This is a genomic window from Paenibacillus sp. RC67, from assembly GCF_030020805.1.
Classification (GTDB): domain Bacteria; phylum Bacillota; class Bacilli; order Paenibacillales; family NBRC-103111; genus Paenibacillus_S.
Genome location: NZ_CP125098.1, coordinates 4667447 through 4689442, shown reverse-complemented (window position 1 = coordinate 4689442; position 21996 = coordinate 4667447). Strand labels below are relative to the sequence as shown.

At 46.3% G+C, this 21996-nt stretch carries 16 protein-coding genes; all 16 read left to right on the top strand.

The window, feature by feature from the left end; translation table 11 throughout:
- The first annotated feature begins 3 nt into the window (after positions 1 to 3).
- A complete protein-coding gene (gene araA / locus QMA13_RS21515; protein ID WP_282935783.1) occupies positions 4 to 1494 on the top strand; it encodes an L-arabinose isomerase in 1491 nt (496 codons plus the stop codon).
- A gap of 234 nt (positions 1495 to 1728) precedes the next feature.
- On the top strand, positions 1729 to 2511 hold the full coding sequence (locus QMA13_RS21510) for a squalene/phytoene synthase family protein (RefSeq protein WP_282935782.1): 783 nt from the start codon (positions 1729 to 1731) through the stop codon (positions 2509 to 2511).
- 135 nt (positions 2512 to 2646) lie between these two features.
- A complete protein-coding gene (locus QMA13_RS21505; protein WP_282935781.1) occupies positions 2647 to 3147 on the top strand; it encodes a DinB family protein in 501 nt (166 codons plus the stop codon).
- A 232-nt stretch (positions 3148 to 3379) separates the two neighbouring features.
- Positions 3380 to 4570 carry a Gfo/Idh/MocA family protein gene (locus tag QMA13_RS21500; protein ID WP_282935780.1) on the top strand — a complete coding sequence of 397 codons (1191 nt, stop codon included), beginning with the start codon at positions 3380 to 3382 and terminating at the stop codon, positions 4568 to 4570.
- 14 nt (positions 4571 to 4584) lie between these two features.
- Positions 4585 to 5745 carry a dihydrodipicolinate synthase family protein gene (locus QMA13_RS21495; RefSeq protein ID WP_282935779.1) on the top strand — a complete coding sequence of 387 codons (1161 nt, stop codon included), beginning with the start codon at positions 4585 to 4587 and terminating at the stop codon, positions 5743 to 5745.
- Between the two features lie 50 nt (positions 5746 to 5795).
- On the top strand, positions 5796 to 6617 hold the full coding sequence (locus tag QMA13_RS21490) for a sugar phosphate isomerase/epimerase family protein (protein ID WP_282935778.1): 822 nt from the start codon (positions 5796 to 5798) through the stop codon (positions 6615 to 6617).
- A gap of 114 nt (positions 6618 to 6731) precedes the next feature.
- The gene (locus QMA13_RS21485) at positions 6732 to 6899 is read left to right on the top strand and encodes a hypothetical protein (protein ID WP_282935777.1); all 168 of its coding nucleotides are present in this window, start codon (positions 6732 to 6734) and stop codon (positions 6897 to 6899) included.
- A 170-nt stretch (positions 6900 to 7069) separates the two neighbouring features.
- Entirely contained in the window at positions 7070 to 7873 is an 804-nt protein-coding gene (locus QMA13_RS21480; protein ID WP_282935776.1) for a helix-turn-helix transcriptional regulator, read from the top strand.
- A gap of 309 nt (positions 7874 to 8182) precedes the next feature.
- Entirely contained in the window at positions 8183 to 9565 is a 1383-nt protein-coding gene (locus QMA13_RS21475; protein ID WP_282935775.1) for an extracellular solute-binding protein, read from the top strand.
- Between the two features lie 91 nt (positions 9566 to 9656).
- Entirely contained in the window at positions 9657 to 10550 is an 894-nt protein-coding gene (locus tag QMA13_RS21470; protein ID WP_282935774.1) for a carbohydrate ABC transporter permease, read from the top strand.
- A 17-nt stretch (positions 10551 to 10567) separates the two neighbouring features.
- Positions 10568 to 11413, top strand: a complete 846-nt coding sequence (locus QMA13_RS21465; RefSeq protein WP_282935773.1) for a carbohydrate ABC transporter permease — start codon at positions 10568 to 10570, stop codon at positions 11411 to 11413.
- 113 nt (positions 11414 to 11526) lie between these two features.
- The gene (locus tag QMA13_RS21460; protein WP_282935772.1) at positions 11527 to 12039 is read left to right on the top strand and encodes a L,D-transpeptidase; all 513 of its coding nucleotides are present in this window, start codon (positions 11527 to 11529) and stop codon (positions 12037 to 12039) included.
- Between the two features lie 527 nt (positions 12040 to 12566).
- The gene (locus QMA13_RS21455) at positions 12567 to 14801 is read left to right on the top strand and encodes an efflux RND transporter periplasmic adaptor subunit (RefSeq protein ID WP_282935771.1); all 2235 of its coding nucleotides are present in this window, start codon (positions 12567 to 12569) and stop codon (positions 14799 to 14801) included.
- Positions 14798 to 17941: an efflux RND transporter permease subunit gene (locus tag QMA13_RS21450; protein WP_282935770.1), complete on the top strand. Its 3144-nt coding sequence runs from the start codon at positions 14798 to 14800 to the stop codon at positions 17939 to 17941. The genes QMA13_RS21455 and QMA13_RS21450 overlap by 4 nt, the downstream gene beginning before the upstream one ends.
- A gap of 46 nt (positions 17942 to 17987) precedes the next feature.
- The gene (locus QMA13_RS21445) at positions 17988 to 20876 is read left to right on the top strand and encodes an RCC1 domain-containing protein (protein WP_282935769.1); all 2889 of its coding nucleotides are present in this window, start codon (positions 17988 to 17990) and stop codon (positions 20874 to 20876) included.
- 177 nt (positions 20877 to 21053) lie between these two features.
- Positions 21054 to 21995: a metallophosphoesterase family protein gene (locus QMA13_RS21440; RefSeq protein WP_282935768.1), complete on the top strand. Its 942-nt coding sequence runs from the start codon at positions 21054 to 21056 to the stop codon at positions 21993 to 21995.
- Position 21996: the final 1 nt, after the last annotated feature.

Genomic DNA, 21996 nt, shown 5'->3' with positions numbered 1-21996 from the left:
ACTATGTTATTCATAAAACCGTACACATTTTGGTTCGTTACCGGAAGCCAGCATTTATACGGCCCTGAAACACTGCAAGAAGTAGATGAACATTCCAGCAGGATTACCGAAGGGCTTGATAACGATCCGGCCATTCCGTTCCAAGTTGTTTTCAAACCCGTGCTTACGACTCCAGAAGCCATTCGCAGTCTATGCATTGAAGCTAACGCCGACGATAACTGTGCGGGTATTATTACATGGATGCATACGTTCTCGCCAGCAAAAATGTGGATAGCTGGGCTGTCTGAGCTGCGCAAGCCTTTGCTGCACCTTCATACGCAGTATAACCGCGATATTCCTTGGGATAGCATCGACATGGACTTCATGAATTTGAATCAATCAGCTCACGGTGACCGGGAGTATGGCTTCATCGGTGCCAGAATGGGGATTGCGCGTAAAGTCGTAGTTGGTTATTGGGAGGACCCGCAGGTTCGTAACCGTATAGGAGGATGGATGAATACGGCGGTTGCCTTTACGGAAGGACGCAGCTTAAAGGTAGCGAGATTCGGCGATAATATGCGTCAGGTTGCCGTAACAGAAGGGGACAAGGTAGAGGCTCAAATCAAGTTTGGATGGTCGGTAAATGGCTATGGTATCGGTGATTTGGTTCAAAGGATGAACGATATTTCGGAAAATGAAGTGAATCGGTTGTTTGAGGAGTACAATGATTTGTACGGAATAGCTCCGGAAGCGCGCGCGGCAGGTCCTATTCGTGAAGCTATTCTCGAACAAGCTCGTATTGAGTTGGGAATGAAATCGTTCCTTGAAGAAGGCGGCTTTGGTGCCTTCACAACGACCTTCGAGGATTTGCACGGCATGAAGCAGCTTCCAGGGTTAGCCGTTCAACGATTGATGGCGGCTGGTTACGGCTTTGGAGGAGAAGGCGATTGGAAGACAGCGGCTATGGTGAGAACCATGAAGCAGATTGCTGGTAATGTGGGTACCTCTTTCATGGAGGATTATACATATCATTTTGAACCGGGGAATGAGCTTGTCCTCGGAGCGCATATGCTGGAAGTGTGTCCGACTATTGCAGCGACTCGTCCTTCCATTGAAGTGCACGCTCTTTCCATTGGGGGCAAAGCGGATCCTGCAAGGCTCACCTTCGACGGTAGAGGTGGAGCGGCGCTTAATGCGTCTATCATTGACATGGGTAACCGTTTCCGTCTCGTCGTCAATGAAGTAGATGCCGTGAAGCCGGAACAAGCCATGCCGAAGCTTCCGGTAGCGCGTGTTCTTTGGAAGCCTCAGCCAACCTTGAATCTTGCCGCGGAAGCATGGATTCATGCAGGAGGAGCGCATCATACGGTGTTCTCGTATGTCGTATCTGCAGAGCAGCTCGCGGATTGGTCCGAGATGGTTGGAATTGAATGTTTACTTATCAATAAGAATAGTACGATCCCTACATTACGTAATGAATTGAGATGGAATGAACTGTACTGGCGTATGAAATAACTTATATTGATGGAAGTTGAGAGGCCTTCTGCAAATGATTTGCTGCGGAGGGCTTTTTACTGTAAAATTTATTTCGATTTTGTGAAGCAAAATGGCGATAATAGTAGAAAATGCAATCTAATTTGGCTTGACCATATGATTTTATGATATCATGATGTAAATGCTACGAACAGAGAATAGCTAAGCGCATACTTGGAGGGAGCACTCATTAATAATATCGTTCTAAATGATGCAATGACCATGTTGAAAAAAACAAGTCGAACTTTTTATATTCCAATCAGTCAATTGGATTCTGGTTTGAAGGAAGCGGTGTCATCTGCTTATCTATGTATGAGAGCCATTGACGAAATCGAGGATCATGAAGAACTGCCGAATAGCTTGAAAGTACAATTATTAGTCGGAGTACATGACGCCTTCCAATCCGATAAACTAATTGAAACGATACAAGAAGTTATGGCTCCACATCGGAACGTACTGCCGGATGTAACGGTACAGCTGGATGATTGGGTTAGGCTATGTCCGACTACTGCGCTGCCCGTCATCATTCCTTACATTGCCAAGATGTCAACGCAAATGGCTGATTGGGTACAAAACGGATGGAGTATTCAAACGGAAGAGGATCTGGATCGGTATACTTACAGTGTGGCGGGGATGGTTGGAGAAATGCTGTCCGAGCTGTGGATGTGGTATGACGGAACCCCCTCCGATATTGAGAAGGCGGTTGCGTTCGGAAGAGGGCTGCAAGCCGTGAATATTCTTCGTAATCGAAAAGAAGATCTTGAGCGCGGTGTCGATTTTTATCCGAACGGATGGGACTTTAAGGAGATGCAGGCGTATACGCGTCGCAATTTGCAAATTGCCGATTCTTACATTGCTGACCTCAAGCAAGGTCCGGCATTGAAATTTTGTAAAATACCTTTAGCTTTGGCGCATGCTACTCTTAATCTTTTGTCAGCCGGCGGCAGTAAATTAACGAGAGATGCGGTGCTCAAAATTGTAAGCCGCGTGATGAATTAATTTGAATGAGTTAAGAAACGTCTAACTGAATACCAAATACTTTAGCTATCTTGACATACCGTTGTCAGGGTAGCTGTTTTATTATAAAGGAAATTATTCATTTTACAGAATGATGATGTAAAGGAGACGATGACTATGGAAAATACAGCCAAGCAAATGTACGAATATCATGTATGGGCGAATCAAACGATGATCAACCGGCTGAAGGAGCTTCCCGACGAGGTTTATACAAATGAAATACAGAGTGTGTTCCCTTCTGTTTCGAAGGTCATTGCTCATATCTACATCGTAGATACCAGCTGGCTAAACATTCTTTGCGGTAAAAGTATGAGGGAAGCGATGGCGGAAGCGAATCCGTTGAAAGAACAAACCGAAGCCAAAAGCGTTAGGGAAATGGAGCTGCTTTATGCCGAGCTTGCTGAGGGGTATAGAACAGTCCTGAATACATTAAACAATATGGAAGAGACCATTACTATTGACAACCCTTATGCAGGAGTAAGGGATACGAGCTACTCCGAGATTATTTTGCAGATTGTGAATCATGCTACATACCACCGTGGGAATATAACTGCTATGCTTCGCCAGATGGGGCATGCATCCGTAATGACCGAGTATGCATTGTTTTGGTATTCGTAATTGTTTGCTAGAAGCCAACAAGAAGTTTTTCCATGGTTCAACCGTCCGGTTCAGCTTCCGGGCGGTTTTTTTGTGCGCTTGTTTCGGATAAAAGGGTTCCAATAGTTAGAATACAGTTCTTAAAGTGATAAGACTTACTCTCTGTTTATAACTAGTATGAAAATATAGGTTTTTTATACTAAGCGGTGGCATCATGACACCAGCTATAATGAATGGAGAGGGGATTCAAACAATGACAGTACACAATGTTGGAATCATTATGAACGGGGTTACAGGACGTATGGGGACGAATCAGCATTTAATCCGATCCATTATGGCTATTCGCAAACAAGGCGGCGTAACGCTTCCTAACGGAGATGTAATTATGCCAGATCCTATATTGGTTGGTCGTCAGGAGCATAAATTGAAAGCGTTAGCAGAAACGCATGGATTGACTCGTTGGAGCACTGATCTTACTAGTTGCTTGGCTGATCCTAACAACACGATTTATTTTGATTCTCAAACGACCGTCCATCGCGCCGAAAGCATCCGTCAAGCTATAGCGGCGGGTAAACATATTTATTGTGAAAAACCAACGGCAACGAATTTAGAGGAATCATTGGAGCTGGCGCAGCTTGTAACTTCTGCCGGTTTAAAAAACGGAGTTGTACAGGATAAGCTATTTCTTCCAGGTCTCTTGAAGTTGAAGCGCTTGGTGGATTCCGGATTCTTCGGCAAAATATTGTCAGTTCGGATGGAGTTCGGGTATTGGGTTTTTGAAGGTAATTGGCAGCAGGCTCAACGTCCTTCATGGAACTATCGCAAAGAGGATGGCGGCGGTATCATTGTTGATATGTTCGCTCACTGGAGATATGTGCTCGATAATTTATTCGGTGAGGTTCGCTCGGTATCGTGCCTGGGTGTAACTCATATACCTGAGCGGGTAGATGAGCTAGGCCATACTTACGAGTGTACGGCTGATGATGCAGCATATGCAACGTTCGAGCTCGAAGGCGGCATCGTAGTTCAAGCCAACTCCTCTTGGGCGGTTCGCGTGAACCGGGATGACCTGCTTACGATTCAAGTGGACGGTACAGAGGGCAGTGCGGTAGCTGGCTTGCGGGACTGCAAGGTTCAGCATCGTGTCAACACGCCTAAGCCGGTCTGGAATCCAGATATTCCGAATCCATTCCAATTTGAAGCGCAGTGGCAGGATGTACCGGACAATCAATTGTTCGATAATGGATTTAAAATACAATGGGAGCTATTCTTGAAGCATATCGTTATTGATACGCCATTCCCATGGGATTTGCTCGAAGGAGCCAAAGGAACGCAGCTGGCGGAATTGGGCTTGCGCTCGTGGGAAGAACGTCGGTGGGTGGATGTGCCTGAACTGAAGCTAGATTCTGTGTCTGAGGACCAATTGGCTTCGGCCAAGCGGTAAGGAGGGACGCTGAGATGAGTCGTGAATTGCAGCTGCCCCGTGCAGGGGGCTCGCTTTATTCTTATACACCAGGTCATTCGGCACCGATTGAATTGCCAAAAGGGCCATTACAAAGCCGAATTGCTTTTTCGGCGGCTCATGTAGTATGCGATCCGTTTGCCGATGCGGATCCATTGAATAATGCCCAGATCGATTGGGACGCAACCTTGGCCTACCGTCGTCATCTGTGGTCCTTAGGACTCTCTGTTGCCGAAGCGATGGATACGGCACAAAGAGGTATGGGCCTGGATTGGAATCGGGCGAAGGAGCTTATCAGTCGTTCGGTTGCGGAAGCTAAAGCTGTTCAAGGACGTATTGCCTGCGGAGCTGGGACCGATCATTTGGTTCCAGGGCCGCATGTAACGCTCGAGCAGGTGGAGCAGGCTTATGAGGAACAAGTGGCATTCGTAGAAGGACTAGGTGGACAGGTTATCCTGATGGCGAGTCGCGCTTTAGCAGCGTGCGCCAAAGGTCCGGAGGATTACGAGAGGGTATACGGCCGTATTCTGAGCCAAGTCTCGCAACCTGTCATATTACATTGGTTGGGTGATATGTTTGATCCTGCCTTGGCCGGTTATTGGGGAGAAAGGGATTTGGACGCAGCAATGGAAGTGTGCCTCAATGTTATTCGCTCTCATACGGATAAAGTAGATGGCATCAAAATTTCATTGCTTGATGACGAGAAAGAAATTCGGATGCGCCGTCTTCTCCCAGAACAAGTGAAAATGTATACAGGGGATGACTTTAATTATCCCACATTGATTCGTGGTGATGAGCAAGGCTACAGCCATGCTCTGCTTGGAATATTCGACGCGATTGCGCCTGCTGCCGCGGCTGCGATCCATGCGCTCGATGCTGGAGATGAGGCGCGCTATAATGCGCTGCTGGAGCCTACAGTAGCATTGTCGAGACATATTTTCCAAAAGCCGACCTATGCGTACAAAACCGGAATTGTTTTTATGGCGTATTTGAACGGCCGTCAAAATCATTTCCGAATGATCGGTGGAGCAGAAGGCGCCAGATCGGTTGTTCATTTATCTGAGCTATTTGTCTTGGCGGATAAAGCTGGCCTTTTAGTAGACCCGGATTTAGCTGCTCAACGGATGCGCAACGTATTGACTTTAGCTGGAATTTAAAGCTTACGAAGTCAGTTTTTACTTTCGTAAAAACTCTTAGGAGGTTAACCATGGAAGCTTTACAAAATATTGATCGTTTAAGCTTTAATCAAATAACAGCAGATCGCCTAAGCTTGCCTGAGGTTGTGGAAGGCTGCGTTCGTGCAGAGGTGCCTTGGATCGCACTTTGGCGCCATAAAGTGAAAGAGACCGGCTTGGCTGAGAGTAAAAGGCTCGTCCAAAATGCTGGCTTGCGCGTATCCAGTCTTTGTCGTGGAGGGATGTTCCCAGCGGCGACCGCTGCGGAACGTCAAGCTCGTATCGATGATAATCGCAGGGCTGTGGAAGAGGCGGCTGAGCTAGGTGCGCAAGTGCTCGTGTTGGTATGCGGTCCCGCTCCAGATAAGGATATTGCCGCTGCGCGCCAAATGGTCGAGGAGGGCATTGCTCAATTGATGCCTTATGCTCAATCTTGCGGAATTAAGCTTGGCATCGAGCCTTTGCATCCGATGTACGCGGCAGAACGATCCGTCATCAATACGTTGGCACAAGCTAACGCGATAGCAGAGCAATACAGTCCAGAGCAATGCGGAGTTATTGTCGATGCTTTTCATGTATGGTGGGATCCAGAATTATACGCACAAATTTCAAGAGCAAGCGGTCGCATATTAGGATTTCATGTCTCTGATTGGATTGTGCCTACTCCTGATTTATTAATGGGGCGCGGGATGATGGGAGACGGAGTCATTGATTTACGCAGCATGCGCAGCGCGGTTGAGGCGGCTGGCTATAACGGTCCAATAGAAGTTGAGATCTTCAATCAAACGATTTGGGATATGGCGGGGGATGATGCCCTTGCGTTAACCAAAGAGAGATTTTTAAAGCACGTCTAGTCGATGTCTTCTCATCCGTCTCACTGTAAGGCAAGTCTGTTGTTACCGTATTCCCTTTCGTTCGCAAGTGCTATGTGGAATCTAATTTTCCTTTCGAAGGCGGTGCCCTCATCGATGGATACGGATTTTGTATGTCATTATTATTGGCCTGACGATAGTAAACAAACGGGAGAGCGCAGTGAAAAGCTTTGCGAGAAGCAGCAGACTCCGGTGAAGAGAGAGTGGCTATTTGGTTTGTTCGGTAAAAAGGACAAGCGGCCTCTATTGAGAAGAATTAAGTAATGAGTGTAGGGCAGCAAAAAACTCAGATAAACATCTGAGTTTTTTTGTGCTCATTTTAAGAGAAAGGTAATTCAAAACTACAGGTTGTTGGCAAAAGGTAAAAACGGTAAAATAGGGTAACGAACGGTCCAAGACAATCGTTTGAATACGCTCACAAGGCGGGCTTGACTATGATTGGTATTCATTTGTATGAAAGTAAACACCAGGAAAGCTATGAAGTCAAGATTCATCACCATGCCAATGTGCAAATATTATATGCAATTGAAGGCGAAGGAAGCATATGGATCGACGGGCAGCAGCATTCTTTTGAGCAGGATAATGCCGCATTCATTTATCCGTTTTCCAAGCATGCAGTTTCTTCAGATTCTCATTTGACGCTCTTGGTCCTTGCTTTTGACGATCTATCCGAGAAGTCGGTGTTTCATCCGGATTGGATGCCGTACCTATTCAATCGGTCGGAGCTTTTAAAACTAAATGCTTTTCAGGCCAGTGAGCTGCGTTTAATGTTAAGAAAGCTGCTTTTTGAACAGAAGCAATCTGACCCATTAAGTGCGTGGGCCATGCACAACTTAATTCAGGATATCTATCTTTTGTTGGTTAGAGCTAAGGAATCGAAGCCGATCCAGGACGCAAATGGTTTAAGAGCAGAGCGAATTCGGAATTACATTGATTTACATTACTATGAGGCGGTAACTTCAGAAGAGCTGAGCGGGAAACTAAGTATTAGCATTCGGCAAATGAACAAAATCTTTAAAAAAGAATATCAGATGACTCCTATGCAGTACTTGACGGAGGTCCGCATAGGGCTGGCCAAGAAATTGCTAGCGGAATCAGAAAAGGATATTGTATCGATATGCTTTGAAGTAGGTTATGAATCGCTGCCAACTTTTTATCGCACATTTAAGATGGCGATGAATATGTCGCCGAATAAATACAGACAGCAGCTCCTGTCTTCTGAAATTAATTTGCATTAAGATGCAAATTTAAATAAGGCCTTTACCTAAAAAAGGATACAAAGTATAATAATATTACTTTGGAAGCGATTACAATTAAATGGATTAACCACAAAATGGATATTAAACAAATTTTAAACAAAATGTTGACTCTATGTAATTTATGATGCTATAGTATAGACGACAATTGAACACTTTCATCACATAACGTGTTACCTTTTGAGGGCATTAGTTATGGGAAGCTATAAAGCTTCTCCTAACTATGCCCTTTTTTGCTTGTCCGATGAAAGTTTCATTGGCTCCATTCTAAGAATGCAAAGGGAGAGAAGTATGATGATGAAAAAGATTAAATGGTTAAACCTGGCATTAGTCAGTACGTTTGTCCTGTCTGCGGCCGGATGTGGAACACCTGCTGCAAAACCTACAGGCGGTGAAACGAAACCAAGCACGGATACGAAGCCAACGGTAACTGCACCAAGCGGTACTGCAACGGCGTCTACAGACAAGAAGCTGACGGGGGATTTTGAAATACAGTATTTTGTCGGCGGCTACGGTGATGCGTGGTGGAAAGAGATGATTGCCGAATTCAAAAAGAAATACCCTGATCTGAACATTAAAGAATCTGCAGGAGCAAAAATCAACGATCAAATGAAACCGCGCTGGATTCAAGGCAATCCCCCTGACTTTGTCTATATAGATGGGGCAGGTGCGAATGCAAGGCAAATGGTGAAAGACGACCAATTAATGGACATTACGGATTGGCTGAAAGATCTGAAAAATGTGGAAGGAGAAAAGGTATCTGATCTACTGATTTCAAAGCCCGAGGAATATGAGCCTGGTAAAAACCACACCCTTCCTCTTGTATTCGGATCATGGGGTACCTTTTACGACAAGGCGCTGTTTACGAAGAATGGGTGGGAAGAGCCGAAGGATTTTCCAAGTTTCCTGGCCGTAGCAGATAAGATCAAAGCTTCCGGGATGACCCCTTACATCCACACCGGAGTCTATCCTTACTATATTGCAGGCGGTTTGCTGGATTCGGCTACTGTATCGGCTAATAAGGACGATGCTTCGATTTTGAAAAAAGTCGCTTCTCTTGAGCCAGGCATTTTCAAGAGCGAGCCGGTTATGAAAGCATTGGACAAAATCGTTCAGCTGCGTGATAAAGGCTTTATCGACCCAGGCTCTGTTTCTCTCAATCATACAGATTCACAAGCATTATGGCTTCAGCATAAAGCCGCCTTTATTCCAAACGGATTATGGCTTGAAAATGAGATGAAGAAAGATATTCCGCAAGGCTTTGATTTTGGATTCATTCCATCCATTTCTCAAGACAAAGGTGGCAAATACATTGCAATCCCTTACACAAGCACAATTGCCGTAGCTAAGAAAGCTAAAAATCCGGATGCTGCCAAAGCTTTCATCCAATTCTTGTTCACAAAGCAGCACGCTGTAAGGTGGGCGGAATTGACAGGAGCTCTGATGAATGTGAAGGCTGATCTTGATTCCTCTAAAGCGAGCAACGTCGTTAAATCAGCAATGAAATATTATAATTCCCCTAATACGGTTGTAGCTCCTGAAGTTGTGCTGCCGGCTGATGTGGAGAAAGCTCGGAACGATGCAATCGTAGCGCTGACAACGAGTAAAATCACACCTGCTGAGTGGGCGGATCGTTTGGAGAAAGCAGCTGAGAAAGCGCGCGGAAGTAAGTAGTCGGTGATCGAACGGTACTGGAGAAAGCGAGGGGCTTCAGGCCCCTTGCTGCCTTGCCAAACAATAATCAAGAAAAGGCTGGTAAACGATCATGAGCGCCAAAGCCAAAAAAGTTTTGTTTATTGCATCCTTTATAGTTCCCACCTTTGTACTGTTTTGTACCTTTACGGTATATCCGATTCTTAAGGGGATTTACATTAGTTTATACGATTGGTCTGGAAGCTCAGAGCATATGGATTTTATAGGTTTGCAAAATTTCCGTGACTTAATTGCCGATCCCATCATTCGCACTGCGATTTACAACGATTATTTTCTTGTATTTTGGAAAGTTATCGGCATTATGCTGCTGGCGACTTTATTTGCTGTAGCATTAACCCGCTTTCATATTAGAAGGGCAGCATTTTTCCGCGTCGTTTTCTTCTTCCCGAATGTCATTTCCGTTGTTGTTATTGGTGTCCTGTGGCGATACGTATATAACCCGAATCTTGGCTTCTTGAATTCATTCTTATCGTTGTTCACTGATGAACCTGTGAAAATCCCTTGGCTCGGAGATGAAAATTATGCCATGTGGTCTTTACTTCCTCCAACTGTTTGGGCAGGAATCGGGTTTTATATGATCCTTCTTATAGCCGCTATTTTGAGTATATCCGATACAATGTACGAAGCAGCTAGTATAGACGGCGCCTCACAATGGGAGCAATTCTGGCATGTGACGCTTCCTCTTATATGGGAGCAGTTAAAAGTGTCTATTTTATCGATTGTTATGACGACCTTGAACGGCTCCTTCATTATCGTCACCATTATGACGGAAGGCGGTCCTGATAACGCCACACAGGTAATGGGCTCATATTTGTATCAGATGGGTTTCAAACAATATCATATGGGTTACGCAGCAGCTATAGGCGTTCTCATTCTGGTGCTCTCGCTCATTACGACTGTAGCCTTACAACGATTAATGAAGCGCGATGTCATCGAGATCACCTAGAATGGGAGGAATGAGATATGCAAACTGGGATTAAAAATCCGTTTCTAAGCTTATGCATGAAAATCATATTGGTGATATGGACTGTATGTGTTTTGTACCCGCTCGTCTGGACTGTATTAGGAGCTATAAAAGACAACGCCCAATTTATGCAAGGGAAACCATGGGATTTGCCCAAGCTTCCACTGGTGTGGTCGAACTTTTCCTATGTCTGGGATAAATACCATATTGGAGGGTATTTCCTTAATTCCCTAATGGTTACGATTCTAAGTACCGTCTTGGCTGCATTGTTAGCAGCAACGACGGCATATGTCATTGCGCGATTCTCGTTTAAAGGGAGCGGGCTGCTGTATACGACTTATATGGCATCGATGATGATTCCCATGATTTTAGGATTGATCCCGCTGTTCTTTCTATTGAATGATCTGCATTTAATCAATAATTTGTTCGGGTTAAGCATCGTCTATGGGATGGGGGCACTACCGTTTGGAGTATTCGTATTGGTTGGATTTTTCAAGTCGCTTCCTAAAGAAATGGAGGAGGCCGCTTCTATTGATGGAGCTAGCCATTATCGGACTTTTTTCCAAATTATGCTTCCTCTAGCCAGACCGGGTATTATTTCGGTAAGTATCATGAACGTATTGAATATTTGGAATGAATATATTATGGGTACGGTTTTCATTAACGATCCAGCTAAATATACACTGCCCGTAGGCATTGCTATTATGCAAGGTGAAATGCAGTATCGAACGGAATGGGGGCCATTATTTGCCGCGCTGCTCATTTCGATGGTGCCAGTCTTATTGTTCTACGTTATATTTCAAAAGCAAATATCCGGCGGAATTACGGCTGGCGCTGTTAAATAGAAGAAACACGTTGAGGAGAGGCTTGCGAGCCTGCTCCTTTTGATTTTGTTATACATAAAACTGAGGCAGTAGAGAACAATAACCGTGCATAATAGGCAAAGGATGAGGTCACATTGAGGCTTATTAAGATACCGGTAGTAGTAACGATTTGTTTGTTCCTCTGCTTTCAGGGGTGGGTGAAGCAAAATGTGACCGTGGCGGCACCATCCGCCATGCCGTTGGAGGCACTTCAAGAAGAGGGGGTCTATATAGAAATCAATAAACGAAGCAATACACTGATTGTTTATGTGAATGGCCGTGCCCACTATTACTTCCCCGTAGCAACAGGGCGGAGGAAGGAATTGACTCCGGTAGGAGAATTCCATATTGTAACTAAAATCGTAAAGCCGTACTACGTGCGCAAGCAAATTGCCGGAGGTCATCCGAAAAATCCGCTTGGCTCAAGGTGGCTCGGTATTAGTGTTCCCGGCACTGGAGGGTATACGTATGGCATTCATGGTACGAATCGGCCTTATTCCATTGGAAGCTACGCTTCATCGGGTTGTGTTCGGATGCATAACCGGGATATCGAATGGTTATATAGGCATATCCCATTAGGAACCAAAGTCATTATTAAAGAAAAATAATCGAAGTGAATAAACCTAAACCGTCTTGGTCATAATAGGTTTAGCGGTGAAAAGAGAGGCGTGGTTCCGTTGAACGATTCAGCGAAACATGGCGGGAATATTGTGATAGACTCCAGATAGAAGCGGAGGGATGTGCCAAAGACACGTTAGTGTAGTACACGTACTGCAATAAAGTGAACAAGGTTATCACTAGCTTTTGGAAGGATCGAGGCAACATTCAAACAATCAATTCACCGCTAAAAGGACCCCGAAAGGGGTTCTTTTTTTTGGGTATAATCAATATCGACATTAGAAATACGCAGGATGCTTACATTTTTTCAATTGAAAAAGTGTCAAAAGTGTCCTTTTTTTTACACTTTTTTCACATTTATATCATAGTTTCATCATGAATGTACGCTAAGTTTGTGATAGTTGGTGCGTTTTATATTGAGCACCTCGTTTCGTTGACCTTGGCAGCAAGGGAAACCCTCGTTTTGGGAGCAACTCCTTATTGAGGAAGACGGGCATGAATACATGGAGGTATGGGAATGATCAGGTGGATCCAGAATGTATCCAAAAAGTGGATAGTTGCCACTATCGCAGTAATTGCTATTATTGCTGTTGTCGGTGCAACATTCACAAGCTGGGGAACTCCGAAGACAGCACAGACAGGAGCTCCGGCAGGACAAAGAGGCGGAGGAGGCGGCGCCGCTAGACAGTTTCCAGTAGAAACACTTGTCGTCAAGAAATCCGATGTGGGAGGCGGGCAAGTCTATACAGGATCGATAACTCCGCAGTATACAACTAACGTTTCTTCTCGCGTTACCGGTCGTGTTACCGATATTATGGTCAAGCCGGGTGATCGTGTTAAAGTAGGCGATCCGTTGGCTAAGATCGATACGACACAGCTGGAGCAGCAAATTGCTCAGTCTCAAAGCGCGCTTGCTGTAAGCGCAGCACAGCTTCAAAGATCCACCAATGATCAAGCGAACAGTGAAGCAACGGCTGAGAAACAGCTGTCTGTTCAAAAAGCAAACCTGGAGAAGGCGATAGTCGATCAACAGAATGCCGTGGCTACAGCCAAGCAGCAGGTAGCTATATCGCAAGGAAATTATAATAAAGCTTTGAATGATCAACAAAATGCCATTGCAACCGCAAAGCAGCAGGTGGCGATTTCACAGCAAAGCTTAAACAATGCCATTACTACATATAACACGAACTTGGTCAATGCCCAAAATACGTTGAACGCGCAGCAGGACAGTATCCAGACGTCTCAAGTGAATTCCAATAATTCATTAGATACGCTTCAATTGAAGCTTCAGCAGGCCATTATCAATTATAAGAATGTGAAAGAGACTTCCGCTTCGAAAAAGACAGATGTTGACAGTGCGTTGCAAAAAGTTCAACAGGCGCAGCTTGACTTGGATCAGGCGCAGCAAACGACGCCGAGTGCTCTAACTTCAGCAAACTCAGCTTTGCTTAAAGCGCAGGGGGATTTGGCAGCGGCTCAAAACTCTCAATCGGTGCAGGTTGCACAGGAGCAGCTGAACCGCGATACGATCTCGCTTGCCAATGCTCAAAACACGTTGTCTGTCATTTTGGATACGAACCAGCAAACGGTGCAGAAGGATCAACTTTCATTGGCGAACGCTCAATCGACTCAAGACTTAAGCTTGAACGTATCTAAGGCTCAGGTTGCACAGTCGGAGCAAGCTCTTCAAACGGCTAAATCTACGGATGCGGTTACTGTAAGCGCGGCTCAATTTGATCAGGCTCAATCCAACTTGAAAATACTTAATGAGCAGCTTCAGGATGGAGTGTTATTATCACCGGTTGACGGTGTTGTAACCGCAATCAATACTCCGGTTGGACAAAATGCGGGCAATAACGGAAATATCATTTCCGTAGCGGCTTTGAATCCGACTCAAGCTACTGTCAATATTCCGGAATCCAGTATCGGGAAGATTAAAAAAGGGATGGAAATGAAGGTCAATGTGCCTACGCTAAACAAAACGTTTGAAGGCACTGTGGCCGCTATTCGTCCGACATTGGATGCCGTAACCAAAGCGTATGGAGTAGATATTAAAATTGATGACCCTAAAGGCGAAGTGCTTCCTGGTATGTTCGCGACCTCAAGTATGAAGAGTGAGGGCCGTCAAGCCATTATGGTACCGGCAGACGCCATTCTTAGCCAGCCGAACGGAACCGCAGCGTTTGTCGTTAAAGACGGCAAAGCCAAAAAAGTAACCGTAAAGATTGGTACGATGACCAGCTCTGAATTCGAGGTTACGAGCGGATTGAGCGAGGGCGACGAGCTTGTAGTTAAAGGTCAGGAGCTATTGTCTGATAAAGCAAGTGTCCAGATCGTACAACCAGGTCAGGAAGGTCAGCAAAAGCAAGGCCAACAGGGCCAGCAAGGTCAGCAAAATGGCCAAAGGCCTCAAGGCCAAGGTCAAGGCCAACAAGGTCAAAGCCAAGGTCAACAAGGTCAAGGCCAAGGTCAACAAAACAGTCAAAGAGCTCAAGGTCAGCAAGGCCAAGGTCAACAAGGTCAGCAAAACGGTAAAGCTGCGCAAGGTGACAAGCCAGAACAAGCTGATAAAACCGCAGCAGATAAGAAGCAAGAAGAGAAAAAGCAGGGAGAAAAGCCTCAAGCTGATAAAGCGCAGGGTGAGAAACCAAAGGAACAAGGGGAGCAGCCTAAGGTAACGCCCCAAACGAATCGTCCCGCTAATTCGAATGGCGGTGCCGCCGGTCAAACGGGAGCAGGTGGCGGTCAGTGAATTTAGCTAATTTTTCAGTTAATCGTCCTGTAACGATACTGATGATTATGATCGCATTAACGATATTGGGATCCATCGCGGCACCGCTTCTGCCTGTAGATTTGTATCCTAATATGGAAATTCCAACTGCAACCGTGTCGGTTAGCTGGCCTGGAGCCTCTCCAGGACAAGTGGAAAATCAAGTGACGAAGCGGGTAGAGGCCTCGATGGCTACAATTGCCAATGTGCAGTCAGTCACCTCGAACTCGCGAACCGGAAGCAGTAACGTTACCATACAGTTTAATTTCGGTACGGATATTAGCGAAGCGACATTAGCCATGAGGGATCGTTTGGACCGAGTTAGGAGACAACTTCCGACAGATGCGGACGCACCAGTTGTATCCAAAGCGGACCCGAACAGCTCCCCTATTCTGAGTCTCTCGTTATATGGAAATGCTGTCGATCTGATAACATTACGGGATTTAGCCGATAACATCGTCAGCCCGGCTGTGCAGCGCGTCGAAGGGGTTGCATCGGTTGGAGTGAGCGGAGGTCGCGTCCGTCAAATTCAATTATTGGTAGATCAGAATAAACTGACGCAATATGGCATTACGTTCAACCAGGTTACTCAAGCACTTGGTAACGATAATCAGTCGATGGATGCGGGTCTCGTCTATAAAGGAGATCAACTGGTTCCTTTAAGAATTAGCGGTGAGTTCAAGTCCACTTCTGAAATCGAAAAGGTAAGAGTTCAGCTGTCCAGAGGGCAATCGCTCGAACTGGGTGAGCTGGGTAAAATTATTGATACCTATCAAGATGTTACCTATGATTCCCGTCGAAACGGGGAGCAGAGCGTTGGTTTATCCGTACTGAAGCAATCTGATGGTAATACGGTTAAAGTTGCAGACAATATACGAGCTGCTATGACCGATATTCAGAGTAAGCTTCCGGAAGGTGTCAAGCTTGCTATTCTTAACGACTCATCCAAATTTATTAAAAGCTCGATCAACACAGTTATTGAGCATACACTTCTTGGAGCCGTGTTTTCCATCATCATTTTGATGCTGTTCCTGAACAGTATTCGAGCAACTTTGATTATCGGAGTCGTCATTCCAATTTCGGTTATCAGTACGTTCAGTATGATGTATTTCTCGCATCAGACGATCAATACGATTACACTTGGAGGTCTGGCGCTCGGTTTAGGTTCCCTTGTGGACTTTGCCGTCGTTGTACTCGAGAGTATTTACAGGAAGAAAGAAGAAGGACTGTCGCCAACGGAAGCGGCCAAGCAAGGGACGGCCGAGGTGGGGACAGCCGTATTGGCATCCGCATTGGCACAGATCGCTGTATTTGCACCAACGGTATTCATCAACGGAATGATCAAAAACTTCTTCGTCCCGATGGCGCTTACAGTCAGCTTTTCGCATATTGCAGCTTTGTTCGCAGCCATTACCCTAGTACCGATGCTTGCGGCTAAAATTTTGACCAAGCATCATGACGAATCTTTACCGGAAGGGCGTTCTTACAACCCGGCAGTCTGGTTCGGGCGCGGCATGAACCGTTTTACGGGAGGCTACTTAGGCATGCTGCGCTGGTCTCTTCGGAACCGTTGGGTAATTATTCTGGTTACTGTCGGAATGCTTGGAGGCAGCGTGTATTTAGCCAAATTCGTCGGTTCGGAGATGATGCCAAAATCCGATGAAGGACAGCTGAACATCAATATTAGTTTAGGGCAAGGAACGAAGTTTGAAATAACAAACGCACTCACAACGAAAATCGAAGACCAAATCAAAAACATCGAGGATATCGATACAATCTTCACTACTGTTGGTAGTGCAGGAGGCGGCGCTTTCCAAAGCTCTTCAACCAACTCGGCCAACATCAGCGTTACACTTAAACCTCTAGCGGAACGTAAGCTGAAAACCGAGCAAATTGTTGAACAGATTCGTAACATGACCCAAGGCAACCCTGGGGCACAAATTTCGGTTAACAGCCGTTCTTCTGTTCGTCTTCCAGGCTTAGGCGGAGGAGGCGGCGCGGATATTACGGTGAATCTAAATGGACCGGATATGGCGGTTCTTAGCAAGCTTGGCGATATGGTAGCAGAGGAACTGCGTAATATCCCGACTTTGCGGAGCGTACAAAATACATTGGAGCGCAGTATCCCAGCGTACGATATGACGATTGACCGCGATGCTGCGGCCTACTACGGTATTTCCGTTCGTGAGGTTATGACAGCAGTCAGAACCGCTTACCAAGGTTCGGTTGCAACGAACTTCAAGACAGGGGATGCGCAAATTTCGGTACTTGTTAAATATCCGACGGAATTTACCAATAACCTGGAAAACTTGAATCAAGTGGTATTGAACACCTCTTCCGGTGCACAAATTCCATTGAGTGCTATTGCAAAAGTAACTCCAGGCTCAAGTCCTGCGCAAATTCGTCACATTAACCAGCAACGGTTAACTACGGTTCAAGCTTCCGTATCCGGAGCTGCCATTGGAGATGTGGAGAAGGTTGTCCAGGAGCGGTTGGATACAATACAGCCTCCAGACGGTTATTCGATCAGTCTGACATCGAAGAGTGAAGCCAACAGCACATTCAGTAGCTTGTATTTAATGCTTGGTCTTTCTGTCGTCCTGGTTTACATGGTTATGGCGAGCCAGTTTGAATCACTGTACGGACCCTTTATTATTATGTTCTCGCTGCCTCCGACATTTATCGGAGCCATTCTCGGATTGTACTTAACCAACAGAACCATTAATATGAACTCGGTTATGGGGATGATTATGCTGATGGGGATTGTCGTAAATAACGCGATTGTTCTCGTCGATTATACGAATCAGCTGAGAAAACGAGGTTATACGCTCTTCGATGCTCTTATCGAAGCAGGCAGAATTCGACTAAGGCCTATTTTGATGACGACAGGTACTACTGTTCTTGCGATGCTACCTCTTGTAATAGGCTTCGGTGAAGGGGCGGAAGCTCAAGCTTCCATGGCGACTGTAGTTGCTTTCGGTTTGACGTTGTCCACCATGGTAACCTTGCTTCTTGTTCCTGTTGTCTACACTATGATGGACGGCATGATGGATTTCTTACGGAGTAAATTTAAGCGTAAATCCCCTCCAGCCCTGCCTGCCGACAATACTAACCTTTTATAATGCAGGGTCTAGATAAGATTCAATACAATGGAGGAGAGAGTGAAAAATGGTTCGAAACCTTCGGAAAAATAAATGGAGTCACGGGTTTGCTTACTTAGTAGTAATAGCAATGGTACTCCAAAGCTTGTTCGGTGCCGGTATGGTGCGTGCAGAGGACTCCCCCGAAAACGGGGGAGCGGCTCCCACCGGAACAGATACAGTCAAAGCTTCTACCCAAACTGCTATTCCGTCATTGGGACTTGTACAAATAACGGCTGGCTTGGGACATACCGTCGCCCTCAAAAGCGATGGAACGGTTTGGACATGGGGCGATAGCCTTCATGGAAAGTTGGGAACGGGACCTAACGTTTTCCGTTATGCTCCTAACCAAGTGAAAGAGCTTTTCGAAATTAAAGCCATTGCCGCAGGAATGAATCACACATTGGCTCTGCGGAAGGATGGAACGGTTTGGGCCTGGGGACAAAACAATAAAGGTCAACTGGGTGATGGAACGAAAGAAGATCGTCCTATCCCGTTTGAAATTCCGGATTTACGGGATGTTGTTGCTATTTCGGCGGGCAATAATTCCTCAATTGCACTTAAGAAGGACGGAACCATTGTCACTTGGGGCGATAACGAGAAGGGACAGTTGGGGGACGGGACTAACGATAATAGGCTTTCTCCTAATCAAGTATCCTATCCTACCAATGTAATCGCAATCGCAGCTGGCGGTAACCACATGCTGGCTCTACTTACTGACAAAACGGTCGTTGCTTGGGGCGATAACACATATGGTCAAGCCGGTGACTCTGTCACGGAGACTAAGACGAGCCGTCCAACAAGAGTCAATTATACTTACGATACCAAGGCCATCGCCGCAGGCAGCAACTTTTCTATGGTGTTGAAGGAAGACGGTAAAGTATGGACTTGGGGCTACAACTCGTCGGGTCAGCTTGGAAATGGCAATACAACAGATCGGCCATTTGCCTCCGAAGTAATAGGTATTACAGATGCAGTTGGAATTGCTGCAGGAAATTCTCATGCGGTAGTCCTTCATAAGGACGGTAAGGTTAGCGCTTGGGGATTGAATAATTACGGTCAGCTCGGTTCAGGCGATTACAAAGATAGTGTCATTAATTTGTATATTGATAATTTAAAGGATGTAGTGTTGATCGGATCGGGACATTTTCATTCCTTTGCCGTAAAATCGGACGGAACGGTCTGGTCCTGGGGGAACAGTGCGCTTGGCCAGCTTGGTGACGGTGCGACCACAAATCGCATATTACCGACGTTAGTTCCCCGATTTTCCTTGCTGGTTAAGCCTCCGGATGCATCGATGGAAGGCCAATACAGTTACAACAACACCCAAGTTTCTAGAGTTCTAGCAGCAGGAGACTCCTTTACAATGGTGTGGAAAAACAGCAAACTGTGGTCTTGGGGAGAAAACCTGTATGGTCAATTGGGACAAGGGCAAAACATCGGTAAGAATAAACCGGATGAAGTTCTCGGTCTCACGCAGATCACTGCTCTTGCCAGCGGTTCTGGTCATGCTGCCGCACTTAGAACAGATGGGACAGTATGGAGCTGGGGCTTAAATCTGAGCAGTCAACTGGCAGACACAGCTTCTATCGGGCGTAACTCCCCATCGGCTACAGGGCAGTGGAAGGACATTACGGACATTGCGGCTGGAAATGCATTTACAATAGCTTTAAGAAAAGATGGTACGGTCTGGGCTGTCGGAGACAATACATTTGGTCAACAAGGTGACGGCTCTATGACCACTCATTCGGAGCCGGTACAAATTCCTGGCTTAATGCGCATTAAAGCGATCGCTGCCGGATTCAATCATGGTTTGGCTTTAGCCGACGATGGTACCGTATGGGCATGGGGAGACAACAGCAATGGACAACTTGGAGATAACACCACACTGTTAAAGCGCACCGTACAACAAATCGTAGGCTTGGACGGAGTGCAAGCCATTGCTGCCGGGAAGAGTCATTCCATTGCTTTGAAATCGGATGGCACCGTATGGACATGGGGCTACAATGGATTTGGGCAATTGGGCGATAACACCAGCACGAACCGGCTGCTGCCTGTTCAGGTAAGCGGAATGTCGAAAGTAACTGCCATCGCAGGCGGAGCATTCCACACCCTTGCTGTTCGGTCGGACGGCAGTGTATGGACTTGGGGCCTTAATAACTTTGGCCAGCTGGGCGACGGTACTAAGACGAATCGGCAGCGTCCGGTTCAAGCCCAAGGCGTTGCAGGCGCAGCCTTCATCGCCGCAGGAAGCACCCATTCCGCTGCGATGACAGCGGAAGGAAAGCTGTGGACATGGGGAGGCAACATGTCCGGCCAATTGGGCGACGGTACGTATTTGAACCGTACCGTGCCCGAGGTGGTGACCGGCTTCGTTCGCTCCTTGAGCGATACGGCCGGTCACTGGGCGGAGGCAGCCATTGCCTCCGCATTGGAAAAGGGCTATGCCGACGGATATCCCGACGGCACATTCTTGCCGAACGGCACGATTACTCGTGCCGAGTTCGCTAAGATGACAGCAGCTGCCATGCAGCTTCCTGCAGCATCTTCGGCGTCAGGTGAGGCTTGGTACAACCCGTATACGGATGCTTTAAGCAAAGCAGGTTACTACGGACAAGAGCATGTTGCTCAGACATGGAATGATCCTATTACGAGAGCGGAGATAGCAGCTATTGTTGTACGCGCAACGAATAAGGATTTGCAGAAGCCTAATACGGTCGTGACGGATTCCTTTGCAATGCAGACAGCAGTTCAAAAAGGAATTTTGCAAGGCTTGGATAATGGACAGTTGGCTCCAGAGCAATCCACGAATCGGGCGCAAGCCGTTACGATTATCGAACGGATACTCACTTTGAACAACGGCGGCAAGCTGCAGGTCGATGAAGCTGCGGCAAAGAACGCTTTACAGCAACAATAAAATTTGAGATATAGAGAGGAAGCTGGGCCGTAGAGCTCTGCTTCCTTTTTAATTTGCACAGCAAAGAGAAAGGATGAAATTGACAGCTTGGCAGAGCCGCAATACAATGAAACAAACATCCAAAGAACAGCATGGTTCTAGTATCATTAGTCCAATTAGCAAAAGGAGAAGATGGATATGAAACAATCACTTTCGTTTCGCCAAGACGGCACTTTCACGATCGTTCAATTTACGGATGTTCACATGAAATCCGGAGGAGAAGCTGATGACCGTACGCTTTCCTTAATGCAAATGATTCTGGAAACGGAACGTCCTGATCTTGTTGTATTCACGGGAGACGTAATTGAGGACAAGCATTGCGACGAACCTCTTCAGAGGTTTCATAACGCTGTGTCCGTCGTCGAGAACACCCAAACTCCTTGGGCACTCGTATTCGGTAATCACGACACAGAAGCCAAACTGACTCGAGAGCAGCTTATGGGAGCGGCCACACAGTACGAATTTGCTTTGGCCGAGGCAGGGCCGGAGGATATCGGAGGCGTGGGCAATTATGTGCTTTCCGTAGGTGATGTGAACGGCAACGTGGCAGCATCGTTGTATTTTTTTGATTCTGGCAGTGTATCCCCACACTCTCATGTAAAGGGGTACGGCTGGGTCGGTAGAGATCAGGTGGCATGGTACGAAACAATGTCGAGAGAGAGAACGCAGTCCAACAATGGCATTCCGCTGCCCTCCTTGGCCTTCTTGCATATACCTTTACCGGAATATAATGAGGTATGGCAGCAAGAGGTTTGTTACGGCAGCAAAAATGAGAGGGTATGCTGCCCGCGTATCAACACCGGTTTGTTCTCTGCAATGGTTGAAATGGGAGATGTAATGGGGACGTTTGCAGGTCACGATCATCTCAACGATTATTGGGGGGCCAAGCATGGCATTCGATTATGCTATGGCCGCGCTACAGGCTATAATACATACGGTCGAGAAGGATTTGCACACGGAGCGAGAATTATCAGATTACACCAAGGCAAGAGTGAATTCGAGACATGGATTCGCCTTGAAGACGGCTCTAGCTTGACCAATCAGCCGGAGCATCAGCCCGAGTACGTTCATTTATATTAAG